Raw genomic sequence first — 14,690 nt, 5'->3', positions numbered from 1 at the left:
GCCGGCGCGCTGCGGCAACCCCTGGCGGGATGGCCGCTAGCCGTGCCCGCTCATCCCCGCCTCGATCCCCTGCGCCCCGACCTTCTGCAGGAAGATCTGGTGCAGCGAGGGGGAGATGCGCTCGAAGCGGTCGATCGTCGCGCCCGCCTCCACCAGGCGGCGCAGCAGCTGCTGCCCGTCGCCCCCCGGGGCGAGCTCGATCTCGAAGAAGCGCGACGAGTCGTCGACGCGCGCCACGAGCGACGGATCGGACAGCACGGCGCCGATGGCCGGCGTCGAGGCCCCCGCCAGTTGCAAGGCGATGTGGCCGGCGCCGTGCTCCGCCTTCACCGCGCTCACCGCGCCGTCCAGCACCTTTTCCCCGCGCGCGATGATGCACACCGCGTCGCACATCCGCTCCGCGTTGTCCATCAGGTGCGTGGAGAAGATGACGGTCTTCCCGCGACGCTTGAGCTCCACCACGGTGTCCTTGAGCGCCTGCGCGTTGATCGGGTCGAGCCCGCTGAACGGCTCGTCGAGGATCACCAGGTCGGGATCGTGCAGCAACGTCCCGATGAATTGCACCTTCTGCTGCATCCCGCGCGACAGCTCGTCCACCTTGGCCAGCCCCCAGTCCTTCGCCGCCGTCTTGAGGTCCAGCCGCTCCAGCCACTGGTCGATGCGCACATCGGCCTCCTTGCCGCCAACGCCCTTCAACTCGGCGAGGAAGCGCAGCAGGCGGCGCACCTGCATCTTCTTGTACAGCCCGCGCTCTTCCGGCAGGTAGCCCACGCGATCCAGCACCCCATTCGTCGTGCTGGGAATCCCGTTGATCAGCACCGTCCCTTCGTCGGGGGCGATGATGTTGAGCAGCATGCGGATCGTCGTCGTCTTCCCCGCGCCGTTGGGGCCCAGCAATCCGTACACCGATCCCTTCGGGACCTCGAGCGAGAGCGAACGAACGGCAACATGGCCTTCGTAACGCTTGACGATCGAGCGCAACTCGACGGCGTGCATCGAACCTCGGAACGCGAGAGTGAACTGAGACGAGCGACGGCGAACGTGGTGCGAATATACGCGCTGATCGTGGGGATGGCGGTCGTGGGGGGAAGGGGGTGAGATTCGGCGGCATGATCGCGCGACCCCGCGGCCACGCCCCCACGCTCCCGACCACCTGATGGGCAATCGCCGCCTTCCCGCCCTCAGCACCATTCTCGCGGCGCTGGTAGCCTCGGGGCTCCTCATCTTCCTCGTCGCCCCGGTCGGTGAACTCGTCGTACGCGGCGGGAGCGAGGGGATCCGGCGTCTGGGGAGTGACGCCGAACTGCGCGCATCGCTCCTCCTCACCGGTGGGGCGGCGACCGTGGCGACGCTGGTCGGCGTGTTCCTGGGGACGCCGCTCGCCTATCTCCTGGCTCGGCGCCGCTTCCCCGGGCGCGCCGTGCTGGCGGCGCTGCTCGACCTTCCGCTCGTCATCCCGCACCCTGTCGCGGGCATCGCCCTCCTCCTTCTGCTCGGGCGCGACAGCGCGGTGGGACAGGCGCTCCTCCTGGTGGGGCTGCGCGTGGTGGGGACGCCGCTCGGCATTGTCTGCGCCATGCTCTTTGTCTCGGCGCCGCTGTATGTGAGCGGGGCGCGTGAAGCCTTTGCCCGCGTCGACGTGCGATACGAGGCGGTGGCGCGCACGCTGGGCGATGGAGCAGGGCGCGTCTTCCGGCGCATCACGCTTCCCTTGGCGCAGCGCGGCCTCCTGGCGTCGGCGGTGATCATGTGGGCGCGCGCGGTGAGCGAGTTCGGCGCGATCGTCATCCTCACCTACAACCCGAAAACGGTGGGCGTGCTGAGCTACGATCGCTTCACCACTTACGGGTTGGGCGAGGCGATTCCGGTGGCGGCGGTCCTGGTCCTCATTGCCCTCGTCCCGCTGGCGCTCCTGCGGGCGCTGCGCGGGAGCCGCGAGCTGCACGCCGGGGGAATGGAGTGATCGCCGCGCGCGACCTTGCCGCCCGCCAGGGCGGCTTTCGCCTGAGCGGCGTCTCGTTCACCGTCTCGCGTGGACAGTACGGCGTGGTGATTGGCCCCGCCGGCTCGGGGAAGACGACGTTGCTCGAGACCATTGCCGGGATCGTCCCCGCGACCGGCGGCGAGTTGCAGCTGGACGGCGAGGATGCCCGCTCGCTCGCGCCGGAGCGCCGCCGAGTGGGGCTGGTGTACCAGCACGGCTATCTCTTTCCGCACCTCTCGGTGCAGGCCAACGTCGCCTACGGCGCCACCGACACGGCAACGGTGGAGGAAGTCGTGCGGCGCTTCGACCTGGCGGGGCTGCGCGAGCGCGACGTGGTGAGCCTGAGCGGAGGTGAGCGGCAACTGGTGGCGATAGCGCGCGCCCTCGCCGTGCGCCCGCGCATCCTCCTGCTCGACGAGCCGTTCAGCGCCCTCGATCCGGGGCGCCGCGCCCGCACGCGCCGCGAGGTCCGCGCGATTCACCGCGAGTGGGGGCTCACCGTGTTGCAGGTGACGCACGACTTTACCGAGGCAGGCTTGCTGGGCGACGTTGCGATCCTTCTCGACCAGGGGCGCGTGCTGCAGTCGGGCCCCCCCGAAGAGGTCTTTCGCCGCCCGGCGTCGCCGTACATCGCCGAGTTCCTGGGCGCCGAGAATGTGCTTGCGGGGACGGCGCGGCTGCTGGAGGATGTGGCGCCCGACTGGGTAGACGGGGCGCCGCCGCTTTACCTCGGGGAGCAGCACGCGATCGAGTTCACGAGCGGCGCGCTCACGCTGTACACAGTTGGGGTCGCCCCGCCGTCGGGGACAGCGTACGCGGTGATCCGGGCAGAAGAAGTGGTCCTCACGCGCACGCCCTCGCCGTCATCGGCACGCAACACCTTTCGCGGCATCGTGCGCGAGGTCGCGCTGCTGGGGGCCTATGCGCGCGTGACGCTCGACGTGGGGGGCGTCGCGCTGGTGGCGGCGCTCACCGCGCGCTCGGTGCATGAACTCGAGCTGCGTGATGGGGTGGAGGTGTGGGCGACGTTCAAGGCGATGGCAGTGCACCTGTGCTGACGCTGCAGACGGTGCGTCGGCCCCGCGGTCGTTGCCCCGTCAGCGCTTCGTGACCAGCGTTTCCAGCGCGTCCTTCCCGATCAAGGGGTTCCATCGCAGCAGCTCGTATTGCGCGATGCCGCGCTGGGAGAAGGGGTCGCCATCGCGCACGGCGTCGAGCGCCTCCTGCGTGCCTTCGTCGGGGAGGTGGAGGAGGAGGGCACCGCCAAAGCGCGGGTCGAACGGTCCGGAGGCGACGATGGTCCCTCGCTCGTGCAGCTCGCGCAGGTAGGCGCGATGGTCGTCGGTGTTGGCGACGACGTCCTCGATGGGGCGACGGTAGCGGATGATGGCGAGTGCGAAGGCCATGCGTGGGAATTTGGCGGCAGGGGCGAGGTAGGGACGAACGGGGTTCGGAAGTCGTGGCGGAGTCTACAGTGGCGCGAGGGGGGGCGCCATCGACTGGGGTTACCCCTAGTGTCCGGCATGCCGAGGCTGGCGTATCATCTCTGCACTCCTGCCGGCCCGCGCATCCGCGTGGAGCGGGCTGGTCTACTCACAACGCGTGACCTCACCGAGCCATCATGGCCAATCCTCCTCTTCAGCCTGGGCGCGATCATGCGATCAGCGCCGCCGAAGCGGCCGACATGACGCGCCGCCATCGTTCCCAAGCCACCGTTTCCGGCGCCCGCAAGGCGGAGGAAGGGTCGCTGGGCGGGATGTTCAGCAAGAAGGCGATCCTTGCGCTGCTCAGCCGTCCGGACGCCGAGTTCTTACGGTACTATCATGCCCGCGATGCGAAGGGGCAGCGTACGGTGGTGTTGGTTGCAGCCGATGCCAACGGTAGTGACTTGCTGGATGGGTCGATGACATCACTCGACAACCACTATCCTTGTCCGCCGTATTGTCCCACGGAAGCGAGCGCCTTGCGAGGCTGACCGGCACTCCGCCGTCGCCGATCCATCGCAGATTCCTCGCGCCAGTACCGTTGCATCTGCGCACGGTGCTGGCGCGGTGCGCGTCGGGCGCCTAACCATTCATCCGCATCTTCCAACACGCGAGGACTGACATGGCTATCCGAAAGTTGAGTGGCAAGAGGAAGGGGAAGGGACGCGGCAAGCGGCCCTCGGCGCGCGCGCTCCCGCCGAAGGAGTCGCAACGGATCACGCTGGCGGCTGCCGTCGATCTCACGCAGCGCTATCGCAAGGCCGCGCCGGCGTCAGAGCACGCAGGCTTCTTCTGGGCTGACGGCATCAAGGAGATTCTCGAGCAGCCTGGCTGCGTCGGAATCCGGTACTACCACGGATTGACCGCCGAGGGGATCTACTCGCCTGTCGTTGTCGGTGTGGATGAGAAGGGGAACGACATCACCGCAACGGCCAAGGGTCGTCGCGCGGCGGCGGCAGCGACTGGTGGAGCCGTCCTGCTCGACAATCACTACCCGTGCCCGCCGTACTGTCCGACCGATTCGCCGCTGCTCTAACTCGGGAGTCCTGCCCGGAGAAGAAGCAACTCCCTGTGACGTTCCTCGATTGGATTCCGGCGACGCTGGCCGTCTTCGCCCAACTGTTGCCGGCGCTTGCGGTGGCCGGAAGGTGGAGGCAGTCGACGGACGCCAGACGATGGATCGCCATTTGGTGCACCTTCTTCTTCGTCTCCGACTTCATTCAGCTCGCCATCTCGAAGTCGAGCGGCAATAACCTCTGGTACTTCACCATCGCCGAGCCAGTCGAGGACGCCATTCTCCTGTGGGCGTACTCGTACTGGCAGGTGAAGCCGCTGGCGCGCATCGCCGTGCGGGTCTCCATCCCGCTCGTCTTCGTCGCGTATATCGTGCTGATCTTTGCAACTGGCGAACAAGGGACGTTCAAGACGATCAGTCACCCGTTCCGTGCCCTCGTCCTCCTGCTCTGGACGGCGTTTACCCTCCTCTCCAACCTGGCACACCGCCCGGAAGGAGTCTGGGGACGCGATTGGCTCTGGACGACACTGGGGGTCCTGCTGTATTTCGGACTCTTCGCCGCAATCGACCCGATCGTCGCGGCGATGGACCCCAGCGACCTGCGCGCAATGCTCTTCGTGTACAACGCGCGTGCGTACGGTGATGTGGTCGCGTTCGTCCTGATCTGGAGGGGAATGAGGTGCCCGCTTCCCAACAACTCGTCTGGATCTACATAGCGGCCGCCATGGCGGTTGGGGTGGTCCTCGCCGCCCTCGCCGCCGCGATGTTCATCTACCAGCGCTACAACATCAAGCTCCACCAGAGCTACGCCAAGAAACTCCTCGAGGCGCATGAGGACGAGCGCGCCTGGGTCGCGCGCGAAGTACACGACGATGCACTCCAGCGCGTCGCCATGCTGCAGCACGAACTCAGTGAATGGGACTCGGATGAGTTCTCGACTTCCGCCTCCACCGCGTCCGCGACGTCGGCAACATCCGCTTCCCCCACCACCCCCACCACGCCCTCCGCCTCCGACACCCCACGGGCGACCACGGTGCGCGTCGAGGCGTTGCGCGACGAGCTGCAGGATCTCGCCGTCATGCTCCGCCGTGTCGCCCACCGGCTGCACCCGGCCATCATCGACCAGGCAGGGCTCATCCCCGCACTCAACCAGTTGGCCTCCGACGTCGAGCGCGCCTCGGGAATCCACCTCGACACGCAGTTCGACGACAACGGCGAGGCCGCGCACCTCTCCCGTGAACGCGCGCTGACGCTCTACCGTATTGCACAGGAAGCGCTGCGGAACGTGGTGAAGCACTCGGGGGCCAAGCGAGCCAGCGTCAGGACGCGAGCCGCCAACGGCAGGATCGAGATCACCGTTCAGGACTTCGGCCGCGGCTTCGTGTCCACCGATCCGGCCCGAAGCGCCGGGCTGGGACTCATCTCCATGGCCGAACGCACTCGCCTGGCGGAGGGAGAGTTCGACATCCGCTCCTCCCCCGGCGAGGGCACGACCGTCCGAGCCTCCGTACCCGTGAACGAGTAGGGGATAGCCATGCGCCGCACCCCAGTCATGATCTGCGACGACCACCCCCTCATGAGCCACGGGCTTCGGTCGCTCCTCAAGCCGAACTACTTCGTGGTGGGCGTGGTGAACGACGGGCGCGAAGTCCTCACCGAGATCGGGAAGCACCAGCCGGAGATCCTCCTCCTCGACCTCTCGATGCCCCACCGCAACGGGCTCGAACTCCTCCCCGATATCACCGCCGCCTACCCCGCGCTCAAGGTCCTCATCGTCACCATGCACGTCGATCGAGCGCTGGCCGACCTCGCCATCCAGAAAGGGGCGCACGGTTTCATCCCCAAGGAGGCCTCAGCCGAGGAGCTCAATTCAGCCATCGAGCACGTCCTGGCCGGCAAGGCGTTCATCTCCCCGCGCGTCCCCAAGCGCTCGTTTCGTGACGCCACGGCGGTGCAGCACCCCGCGCTCGACCGGCTCACCCCCCGACACCTGCAAATCCTCCGTCTCATCGGCGACGGTAAGTCCAGCACCGACATCGCCGAAATACTCGGCGTTTCCCCCAGAACCATCGAGTTTCATCGCGCCAGCATCCGTAAAGCGCTGGGAATCACGACCGAGTGGGGGTTGATGCGCTTTGCCATCATGCTGCCACCAGAGGGTCAGGCAGAAGACACGGAGACCGATGGTCGCGTGACTCTCGACCCTCAAGCGATGGGTGAGGGAGACAACTCGCTTTCGCGCGACACCCCGCAATCGCCACCCCCCGCCTAACGCGGGCCAGCGCCCAGCGGGAACGGGAGGAGCGAGGGGAGCGACGCGCGAAGAGGGAGAAGGGGGGTGGCCACGTCGGCTCCCCCCCCTTCTTCACCCCCCCCACCCCCCCGCTTCCGGACTGGGGTTGCTACGAGTGTACAGGCTTCCAGGGCGATCCTATCCTGACTCCCATGAGTCACTCGTCGCTCCTGATCCTCGAGCCGCCCTACCAGATGGCGCGCCGGATGCACGACCAGACCCCCGAGTTGGGGTCGGTCGCGCTGCTCGACACGGTCGAGCGCCGTCCGACCACGAACGACGTCAAGGCACAGATGGACCTCGCGCCCTGGTGCCCGCTCTGCCTCCTGGCGAGCGAGGAGTCGGGGATGCGCTCCACGCGTCGCCTCCCGCGCACCTGCGTCGTCTTCGGCCTCGACGACGTCGAGGGGGCCACGGCGATCCTGCGCGCGGTTGCGGCTCGTCCGCGTCCCACGCCGAGTGACCTGGTCGACTGGCTCGTGCGCCGCACGCGCACCGCCACCTTGTCGCGTACCCTGGCCGATCTCTTCACACGGCCGGCGCTGCGCCGCAACGAAGTCGCATTCCTCCCCTTCAGCGTCCGCGAGCAGCTACGCCTGCTGGGCGACTGGAGTGCGCTGGAGTGGCAGCGCGCGGCGGCGCTCGCCGACCTGGCGTCGGACCGGACGTCGGTCAACCGCCTTCTCTCGGCTGACGAACCCAATGCCGCCGAGCTTCGGCGCTGGATCCACGAACTTTTCGGGATGACGGAGCGCGACTTCCAGGCGCGCTATGGATGGGAATGGGTGCTGGAGGCGTCGTTGCGGCGCTCCGGCTTCTTCGATCGCAAGGCGAAGGCGGTTCGCGCGCTGCATCCGTATCGCGTCGTCGCTCCCACGGCTGACGTGTGGGGCGGTGACGATGCAGCGGAGAAGTTCGCCGAGCGCAGGGCGACGGCGTGAAGTAGCGCTGTTGATCGTTTGGGCGAGCGTGCAGTGGAGGCTCTCGCCGGAGATGGGTGGGCTGGGGTGGGGTGGCTCAGGGGAAGCGGTGGGTGGATAAGGGTGTGGTGAGCGGCGTGGTGGCGGGGTTGTGGAGGGGTGGTGCGGAGTGGTGGGGTGTGGAAGGGTTGGGTTGTGGAGGCGGCCGGCGGACCCGCGCGCCGGTCGCTCCCTTCGGGGGGACACGCACGACGTGCCGGCACCATACACGCTTCCGTGTGGTGCGGAGCGGTTGTGAGTGGGGGCAAGCTTGTTGTGCGGGTGGTGCGGGGACGGGCGGTGACTGCAAGCCGGTGCCGCGCACGTTGTGCACTTCCGGCAAGAAAAGGCGCTTCAGCTGGGCGGTCCCGAACGCGGCGGCATCCGATGATGCTGGCAGGCGTGCGGGGCGTTCGTGTTTTCGGGAGTTTGGGACGTCCGGTCAGCGCTGGCGCGCCTTCCCGCTTTCCAGCGCTTCCCTCAACGCGTGCCACGAGAGCGACGCGCACTTCACGCGTGCCGGAAAGCGCGCGACTCCGGCGAACACCTTGAGCTTCCCCAGCATGGCGTCGGTTCCCGGCGACGGATGATGCCCGGTGACCATCGCGTGGAACTGCTCGAAGGTCGACTCGGCCTCGGCGACGGTCTTCCCCTTCACCGCCTGTGTCATCATCGACGCCGACGCCTTGGAGATCGCGCAGCCGGTGCCGACGAACGTCACCTCAGTGATGCGATCGCCGTCGAGCTTGAGCCAGACCGTGACCTCGTCGCCGCACATCGGGTTGCGCCCGTCGGCACGCTCACTGGGGGGCGAGAGCTCTCCCCAGTTGCGGGGATTGCGGTTGTGCTCGAGGATGACGTCCTGGTAGAGATTGCCGAGGTCCATCGTCAGGCAAAGACGGAACGCACGTGGTGAATGCCCTGCACGAGGCGGTCGACCTCATCGCGCGTGTTGTACAGGTAGAATGACGCGCGCGCGGTGGCGGGAACACCATATCGCCGCATCAGCGGCTGGGCGCAATGGTGACCGGCCCGAATGGCGATGCCGAAGCCATCCAGAATGGTCCCGATGTCGTGCGGGTGGGCGCAGTCCATCGTGAACGAGAGCACACCGGCCTTTTCTGCCGCGGTGCCAATGAGGCGCACCCCCGGGATGTCGCGCAGCTGCTCCGTTGCGTGCGCGAGGAGTTCGTGCTCGTGCGCGGCGACGGCGTCGAGCCCCACCTGCTCCAGGTACTCGAAGGCGTGGCGATAGGCGACCACATCGCCGATGGACGGCGTCCCAGCCTCGAACTTGGAGGGGAGCCTGGCATAGGTCGTCCGCTCGAAGGAGACGTAGTCGATCATGTCGCCCCCGCCCATGTACGGCGGGAGCTTGTCGAGCCACGCTTCCTTCCCGTAGAGGATCGACGCCCCGGTGGGGCCGAGCATCTTGTGGCCGGAACAGGCGAAGAAGTCGCAGTCGATCGCTTGCAGGTCCACCTGCGCGTGCGGCGCCGACTGCGCCCCGTCGATGAAGACTGCCGCCCCGACCTCATGCGCCAGCCGCACGATCTCGGCGACGGGGTTGATGGTGCCCAGTGCGTTGGAGATGTGCGCGACGCTGACGAGCTTCGTGCGTTCGCTCAGGAGCGCGCGATACGCGCCCATGTCCAGCTCGCCGGCATCGGTGATGGGGATGACCTTGAGCACGGCGCCGGTCCGCTCGCAGGCCATCTGCCAGGGGACGATGTTGGAGTGGTGCTCCATGGTCGAGACGAGGATCTCGTCGCCGCCCCTGAGGACGCCCTGTGCGAACGACGACGCCACGAGGTTGATGCCCTCCGTGGCGCCGCGCGTGAAGATCATCTCGTGGGCGTGACGTGCATGGAAGAAGCGCCGCGCGGTCTCACGCGTGAGGTCGTACAACTCGGTCGCCTTCTCGCTCAGGTAGTGCACCCCGCGATGGATGTTCCCGTTCTCGCGTTCGTAGTACTGCGTGAGGGCGTGAATGACGCTGCGCGGCTTTTGAGACGTGGCCGCATTGTCGAGGTAGACCAACGGCTTGCCGCGCACTTCCATGGCGAGGATGGGAAAGTCCTCGCGGATCTTCGCGACGTCGAGCGGAGTGTGCGCCAGTTGAGTCGACATCCGGAACCGTCCCCTTTCAAGCATCATCGTCGTTCGAGCGGCGGCGCGGTGTGCGCCAGCCGATCGCGTTCGCCGCGGTGTCTTTTCGCCCGAACCTCGCGCTGCAACCGCCCTGCGACACCCTGTGGTGAAAAGTCTTGACCTTACTGCCGGCCGGCGCACCCACGAGCGACGCCGCGGCGGGAGTTCATGACCTTTCGCCCGACCCACCAGCTACAGGTATCGCTGCAGCGTCAGTCGTTCGAGATCCTCCTTCAGCGGCTCCAGCTCGATCGTCTCCAGCACTTCCGCCGCGAATGCGTACGTCAGCAGCCGGCGCGTCGTGTCGGCGTTGACGCCGCGGGACTTCATGTAGAAGGCGGCGATCGCGTCCAGCTTGCCTACCGTCGCGCCGTGCGTGCACTTCACATCGTCTGCAAAGATCTCGAGCTGCGGTTTCGTGTCGATCCGCGCCTTGTCCGAGAGGAGGAGCGTCTTGTTTGTCTGCTTCCCGTCCGTCTTCTGGGCAATGGGGCGCACGTAGACCTTGCCGTTGAAGACGCCGTGCGACGTGCCGTCCAGGATCCCCTTGTACATCTCGCGCGAATAGCAGTTGGGCTCCGCGTGCTCGATGCGCGTTTGGTGGTCGCAGGTCTGGTCGCCGTCGAGCATGTAGAGCCCGTTCAGCGTTGCGCCGCACCCCTCGCCTGCAAGGATGGTGTAGATGTTGGTGCGCGACAGCTCGGCGCCGGTCGCGAAGGAGAACGAGACGTAGTGCGAATCGCGCCCCTGCATCGTCTCCACGTGCCCCACGTGAAACGCCCGCCGCCCCTCGCGCTGCAGGCGGTAGTGGTGCAGCGTGCTCCCATCGGCCAGGACACACTCGGTGACGGCGTTGGTCAGGTGCCGCACGTCGCCTAACGACACATACTGCTCGATGATCGTCGCTCGTGCCTGCCGCTCCATCACCACGAGGTTGCGCGGATAGGCCACGCCCCCCGCGGCGCCGGCGTCGGTCACGAACAGGAGGTGGATGGGCGTCGCCGCCTCGGTCTCCTTCGCCACGTGCAACACCGCCCCGTCGCGCATCATCGCCGTGTTGAGCGCGGTGAAGGCGAACGCCTGCTGGTCGAACTCGGCCAGCTTCCCCAGGTGCTGCTCGAGGAGCGTCGGTTCCTCGTGCAGCGCGGAGGCGAGCGACAGGATGCGCACGCCGGCGGGAAGCGCGTCCACCCGCGAGAGCGCCGGCGCGTAGCGCCCGTTCACGAAGACCACCGTCGGCCAGTTGGCGTTCCCCACGAGATAGGGCGCGAGGTCCGACGTGGTGACGGCGCCTGACGAGGGCGACATCGGCGCGAACGACGTCTCGGTGATCGGGGCCGGCGAGGTGAAGTGCCAGTCCTCGTTCTTCGACGTCGGGAAGCCATATCCCTCGAACGCGGCAAGCGCGCGCTCGCGCAACCCGGCCAGCCAGGCCGGCCCGCCGGCAGGAATGGTCGCGAACTGCTCGCGATAGAGTGCCGTGCTCACCTTAGCCTCCCACCGCCGCCGGTTCATCCAGCAGCCAGTCGTACCCCTTGGCCTCGAGCTCCAGTGCCAGCTCCTTCCCCCCCGACTTCACGATGCGCCCGTTGGCGAGCACGTGGACGTAGTCGGGGACGATGTACTCAAGGAGGCGCTGATAGTGCGTGACGACGATCGTCGCCCGGTCGGGACGCTTGAGCGTGTTGACGCCATGCGCCACGATGCGAAGCGCGTCGATGTCGAGCCCCGAGTCGGTCTCGTCGAGTATCGCCAGCCGCGGTTCCAGCACCGCCATCTGCAAGATCTCGTTGCGCTTCTTCTCGCCGCCGGAAAAGCCGGTGTTGACCGAGCGCTGGAGCATCGCCTCGTCCATCTCCACCAGCTTGAGCTTCTCGGTCATGATGTCGAGAAAGTCCATCGGGTCGACCTCCTCTTCCCCGTTTGCCTTGCGCACTTCGTTGTACGCGGTGCGCAGGAAGTAGGCGTTGGAGACGCCGGGGATCTCGATCGGATACTGGAACGCGAGGAAGACGCCGGCATGGGCGCGCGCCTCGGGCTCCATCTCGAGGAGGTCCTTCCCCTCGTACTCCACGCTCCCGCCCGTGACCTCATAGCCGGGATGGCCGGCGAGCACCTGGGCGAGCGTCGACTTCCCGGAACCGTTAGGTCCCATGATGGCGTGCACTCCGCCGGCGTTCACCGTGAGCGAGATGCCCTTGAGGATTTCCTTGTCGGCGACCGAGGCGCGCAGATTCCTGATGACGAGCATTTTCTTGAGAGGACGAGAGGACGAGAGGACGAGAAGACGAGAGGACGAGAAGACGAGAGGACGAGAAGACGAGAAGACAAGAGGCCTGCCCCAGCGAAGGCTGGGGACGAGAGGACGAGTGAACTCAACTGCGGGGGATCAGAGCTTCTTCATGCCGGGTGAAGCGCGAGACCAACTCAAAGCGGAAGCGATCGAACTCGTCTTCTCGTCCTCTCGTCTTCTTGCCGACGAGCTACCCGACCGACCCTTCGAGCGTAATTCCGAGCAGCTGCTGCGCCTCGAGCGCGAACTCCATCGGAAGTTCCTTGAACACCTCGCGGCAGAACCCCGAGACGATCATCGACACCGCCTGCTCGGCCGACATGCCACGCTGCTTCAGGTAGAAGATCTGGTCCTCCCCGATCTTCGACGTGCTCGCCTCGTGCTCGATGGTGGCCGAGTTGTTCTGGGCCTCGATGTACGGGAAGGTGTGCGCACCGCAGGCGTTGCCGATGAGCATCGAATCGCACTGCGTGTAGTTGCGCGCGTTCTCGGCCTTGGGCATCACCTTCACCTGGCCGCGATACGAGTTCTGTCCCTTGCCGGCAGAAATCCCCTTCGAGACGATGTTCGACTTCGTGTTGCGGCCAATGTGGATCATCTTGGTCCCGGTGTCGGCCTGCTGCATGTTGTTGACGACCGCGACCGAGTAGAACTCCCCGGTCGAGTTGTCGCCCTGCAGGATCACGCTGGGGTACTTCCAGGTGATCGCCGAGCCGGTCTCCACCTGCGTCCACGAGATCTTGGAGTTCGTGAACGCCTTGCCGCGCTTGGTGACGAAGTTGTAGATGCCGCCTTTCCCCTCCTCGTCGCCCGCGTACCAGTTCTGCACCGTGGAGTACTTCACCGTCGCGTTGTCGAGGGCGACGATTTCCACAACGGCGGCGTGCAGCTGGTTGGTGGAGCGCTTGGGCGCGGTGCACCCCTCGAGGTAGCTCACGTACGCCCCCTCGTCCGCCACGATCAGCGTACGCTCGAACTGCCCGGTATCCGCGGCGTTGATGCGGAAGTACGTCGACAGCTCCATGGGGCAGCGCACCCCCTTGGGGACGTAGACGAACGACCCGTCGGAGAACACCGCCGAGTTGAGCGCGGCGAAATAGTTGTCGCTGTAGGGAACCACGGAACCGAGATACTTCTCGATGAGCTCCGGGTGTTCGCGCACCGCCTCGCCAAACGAGCAGAAGATGATTCCGTGCTTCTTGAGCTCTTCCTTGTACGTCGTGCCGACCGAGACAGAATCGAAGACCGCATCCACCGCCACGCCGGCAAGCAGCTTCTGCTCGTGCAGCGGGATCCCCAGCTTGTCGTACGTCTCCTTGATCTTCGGGTCGAGCTCGTCGAGGCTGCCTAACGGCTTGGCCGTCCTGGGCGCCGAATAGTACGAGATCCCCTGGTAGTCGATGGCGGGGTAGGTCACGTTAGGCCAATGCGGCTCCGTCATCTGCTGCCAGCGGCGAAACGCCTTGAGGCGCCACTCGAGCAGGAACGGCGGCTCCCCCTTCTTGGCCGAGATGAGGCGCACCACCTCCTCGCTGAGCCCCGGCGGGATCGTGTCGGTCGCGATGTCGGTCGTGAAGCCGTACTGGTACTCCTTCGAGACCAGTTGGTCGATGGCGGAACTCATGGCATCTCCTGCAGTGCAGGCCGGAGCGCGGGCGCAACGCCCCGCGCGGAAGCAAGTTGTACGAAGGGAAGGGCGCCGTTCGCTGGATCGTCGCTCGGCGAACTGGAGAGGGACGCCAACGCTTGGTCGCCCTCCACCGTCGCCGACGGGTGAATGCAGTACTCGCAGCAGTTGGCCCCGGCGGCAATGTGCGTCTGCCGCGTCACGCTGGTGCCGAGCACTTCGGCGAGGAAGCGCTCCTCGGCGACGCAGATCTCCGGAAAGCGTTCGATCACGGCGCGGATGGCGCAGTTGTGCTCGCGCAGCGTTGCGGTGTCTCCCGGCGACGCCTCGGCCATGTAGCCGAGCGAGGTGAGAAGCTGCGCCAGCCGCTGCGCCCGTTCATTCAACGGAAGGCGCGCCAACTCCGGCTTTGCCTTCTCGGCGATATCGGCCCACCGCTTCCGGAAGAGCTCAACCACGCCGTCCGACCCCAACTGCTGGCGCACGAGCTCGAGCACCTCGTTTAGCGCGGTGTCGTAGGCGCGTGGAAAGAGGCGCTCGCCGTCGTCGGTAAGGGAGTAGGCGAAGACCGGACCGCCCACCCCCCGAATCTCGCGCTGGTAGCGGACGAACCCCCCAGCTTCGAGCTCCTTGAGGTGCCGCCGGAGGGCGTTGGGCGTGACCCCGAATTGAGCGCCAAGTTCTTTGGCGGTCAGCGGTTGGGCCTTCTTGAGGGCGACGAGCACGTCGCCACGCAGGCCGCGGTATCCCGGGGGAGCGGAGGGTGTGAATCCAGCCATCGGACGGGGAAGATGGCCGGTGTCAGGAAATAAGTCAACGAAAGTGTGCGTGGATTCGGCCGCTCGATCGGGAGCGGTGAGAGCGCCCTTCCACGACGCGTCGGT

Annotated in this window: 16 protein-coding genes; 8 read left to right on the top strand and 8 right to left on the bottom strand. The window is 66.7% G+C overall.

What is annotated here, in order from left to right:
• Positions 1-36: 36 nt before the first annotated feature.
• Positions 37-996 carry an ATP-binding cassette domain-containing protein gene (locus IT359_18825; GenBank protein ID MCC6931053.1) on the bottom strand — a complete coding sequence of 320 codons (960 nt, stop codon included), beginning with the start codon at positions 994-996 and terminating at the stop codon, positions 37-39.
• A gap of 160 nt (positions 997-1,156) precedes the next feature.
• On the opposite strand from IT359_18825, the gene IT359_18820 reads away from it, so the two are divergent.
• Both IT359_18820 and IT359_18815 read left to right on the top strand, forming a co-directional pair.
• Positions 1,157-1,963: an ABC transporter permease gene (locus tag IT359_18820; GenBank protein MCC6931052.1), complete on the top strand. Its 807-nt coding sequence runs from the start codon at positions 1,157-1,159 to the stop codon at positions 1,961-1,963.
• Positions 1,960-3,042, top strand: coding sequence for an ATP-binding cassette domain-containing protein (locus IT359_18815; protein ID MCC6931051.1), 1,083 nt, complete (start codon positions 1,960-1,962; stop codon positions 3,040-3,042). Before IT359_18820 ends, IT359_18815 begins: the two co-directional genes overlap by 4 nt.
• Positions 3,043-3,081: 39 nt before the next feature.
• Here IT359_18815 and IT359_18810 read toward each other — a convergent pair whose 3' ends face one another.
• Positions 3,082-3,390, bottom strand: coding sequence for a hypothetical protein (locus tag IT359_18810; protein MCC6931050.1), 309 nt, complete (start codon positions 3,388-3,390; stop codon positions 3,082-3,084).
• A gap of 215 nt (positions 3,391-3,605) precedes the next feature.
• Between IT359_18810 and IT359_18805 the strand changes: the two genes are divergently transcribed.
• From IT359_18805 to IT359_18780, 6 genes are all read left to right on the top strand, one after another.
• Positions 3,606-3,959, top strand: a complete 354-nt coding sequence (locus IT359_18805; GenBank protein MCC6931049.1) for a hypothetical protein — start codon at positions 3,606-3,608, stop codon at positions 3,957-3,959.
• A gap of 131 nt (positions 3,960-4,090) precedes the next feature.
• The gene (locus IT359_18800) at positions 4,091-4,504 is read left to right on the top strand and encodes a hypothetical protein (GenBank protein ID MCC6931048.1); all 414 of its coding nucleotides are present in this window, start codon (positions 4,091-4,093) and stop codon (positions 4,502-4,504) included.
• Between the two features lie 35 nt (positions 4,505-4,539).
• Entirely contained in the window at positions 4,540-5,199 is a 660-nt protein-coding gene (locus IT359_18795) for a hypothetical protein (GenBank protein MCC6931047.1), read from the top strand.
• The gene (locus IT359_18790; protein MCC6931046.1) at positions 5,163-6,008 is read left to right on the top strand and encodes a hypothetical protein; all 846 of its coding nucleotides are present in this window, start codon (positions 5,163-5,165) and stop codon (positions 6,006-6,008) included. The genes IT359_18795 and IT359_18790 overlap by 37 nt, the downstream gene beginning before the upstream one ends.
• A gap of 51 nt (positions 6,009-6,059) precedes the next feature.
• On the top strand, positions 6,060-6,755 hold the full coding sequence (locus IT359_18785) for a response regulator transcription factor (protein MCC6931045.1): 696 nt from the start codon (positions 6,060-6,062) through the stop codon (positions 6,753-6,755).
• A gap of 173 nt (positions 6,756-6,928) precedes the next feature.
• Positions 6,929-7,717, top strand: coding sequence for a hypothetical protein (locus IT359_18780; protein ID MCC6931044.1), 789 nt, complete (start codon positions 6,929-6,931; stop codon positions 7,715-7,717).
• Between the two features lie 460 nt (positions 7,718-8,177).
• On the opposite strand, the gene IT359_18775 is transcribed toward IT359_18780, so the two are convergent.
• The 6 genes from IT359_18775 to IT359_18750 form a co-directional block, all read right to left on the bottom strand.
• Positions 8,178-8,621: an SUF system NifU family Fe-S cluster assembly protein gene (locus tag IT359_18775; GenBank protein ID MCC6931043.1), complete on the bottom strand. Its 444-nt coding sequence runs from the start codon at positions 8,619-8,621 to the stop codon at positions 8,178-8,180.
• Positions 8,622-8,623: 2 nt separating this feature from the next.
• On the bottom strand, positions 8,624-9,865 hold the full coding sequence (locus IT359_18770; GenBank protein ID MCC6931042.1) for a cysteine desulfurase: 1,242 nt from the start codon (positions 9,863-9,865) through the stop codon (positions 8,624-8,626).
• Positions 9,866-10,078: 213 nt separating this feature from the next.
• Positions 10,079-11,374, bottom strand: coding sequence for a Fe-S cluster assembly protein SufD (gene sufD / locus IT359_18765; GenBank protein MCC6931041.1), 1,296 nt, complete (start codon positions 11,372-11,374; stop codon positions 10,079-10,081).
• A gap of 1 nt (position 11,375) precedes the next feature.
• On the bottom strand, positions 11,376-12,137 hold the full coding sequence (sufC, locus tag IT359_18760; GenBank protein ID MCC6931040.1) for a Fe-S cluster assembly ATPase SufC: 762 nt from the start codon (positions 12,135-12,137) through the stop codon (positions 11,376-11,378).
• 232 nt (positions 12,138-12,369) lie between these two features.
• The gene (gene sufB / locus IT359_18755; protein ID MCC6931039.1) at positions 12,370-13,803 is read right to left on the bottom strand and encodes a Fe-S cluster assembly protein SufB; all 1,434 of its coding nucleotides are present in this window, start codon (positions 13,801-13,803) and stop codon (positions 12,370-12,372) included.
• Positions 13,800-14,585, bottom strand: a complete 786-nt coding sequence (locus IT359_18750) for a helix-turn-helix domain-containing protein (protein MCC6931038.1) — start codon at positions 14,583-14,585, stop codon at positions 13,800-13,802. The genes sufB and IT359_18750 overlap by 4 nt, the downstream gene beginning before the upstream one ends.
• Between the last annotated feature and the right edge of the window lie 105 nt (positions 14,586-14,690).

The organism is Gemmatimonadaceae bacterium, from assembly GCA_020852815.1.
Lineage (GTDB): Bacteria > Gemmatimonadota > Gemmatimonadetes > Gemmatimonadales > Gemmatimonadaceae > SCN-70-22.
Note: the sequence above shows the minus strand (reverse complement) of the source record. Positions and strands in the feature narration are given on the sequence as shown.

Excerpts from the sequence above, each read along its gene's own strand:
- IT359_18825 (MCC6931053.1), bottom strand. The coding sequence starts at position 996 with ATGCACGCCGTCGAGTTGCGCTCGATCGTCAAGCGTTACGAAGGCCAT.
- IT359_18780 (MCC6931044.1), top strand. The coding sequence starts at position 6,929 with ATGAGTCACTCGTCGCTCCTGATCCTCGAGCCGCCCTACCAGATGGCG.
- IT359_18805 (MCC6931049.1), top strand. The coding sequence starts at position 3,606 with ATGGCCAATCCTCCTCTTCAGCCTGGGCGCGATCATGCGATCAGCGCC.
- IT359_18775 (MCC6931043.1), bottom strand. The coding sequence starts at position 8,621 with ATGGACCTCGGCAATCTCTACCAGGACGTCATCCTCGAGCACAACCGC.
- IT359_18750 (MCC6931038.1), bottom strand. The coding sequence starts at position 14,585 with ATGGCTGGATTCACACCCTCCGCTCCCCCGGGATACCGCGGCCTGCGT.
- IT359_18800 (MCC6931048.1), top strand. The coding sequence starts at position 4,091 with ATGGCTATCCGAAAGTTGAGTGGCAAGAGGAAGGGGAAGGGACGCGGC.
- IT359_18785 (MCC6931045.1), top strand. The coding sequence starts at position 6,060 with ATGAGCCACGGGCTTCGGTCGCTCCTCAAGCCGAACTACTTCGTGGTG.
- IT359_18810 (MCC6931050.1), bottom strand. The coding sequence starts at position 3,390 with ATGGCCTTCGCACTCGCCATCATCCGCTACCGTCGCCCCATCGAGGAC.
- IT359_18770 (MCC6931042.1), bottom strand. The coding sequence starts at position 9,865 with ATGTCGACTCAACTGGCGCACACTCCGCTCGACGTCGCGAAGATCCGC.
- IT359_18820 (MCC6931052.1), top strand. The coding sequence starts at position 1,157 with ATGGGCAATCGCCGCCTTCCCGCCCTCAGCACCATTCTCGCGGCGCTG.
- sufC (MCC6931040.1), bottom strand. The coding sequence starts at position 12,137 with ATGCTCGTCATCAGGAATCTGCGCGCCTCGGTCGCCGACAAGGAAATC.
- sufB (MCC6931039.1), bottom strand. The coding sequence starts at position 13,803 with ATGAGTTCCGCCATCGACCAACTGGTCTCGAAGGAGTACCAGTACGGC.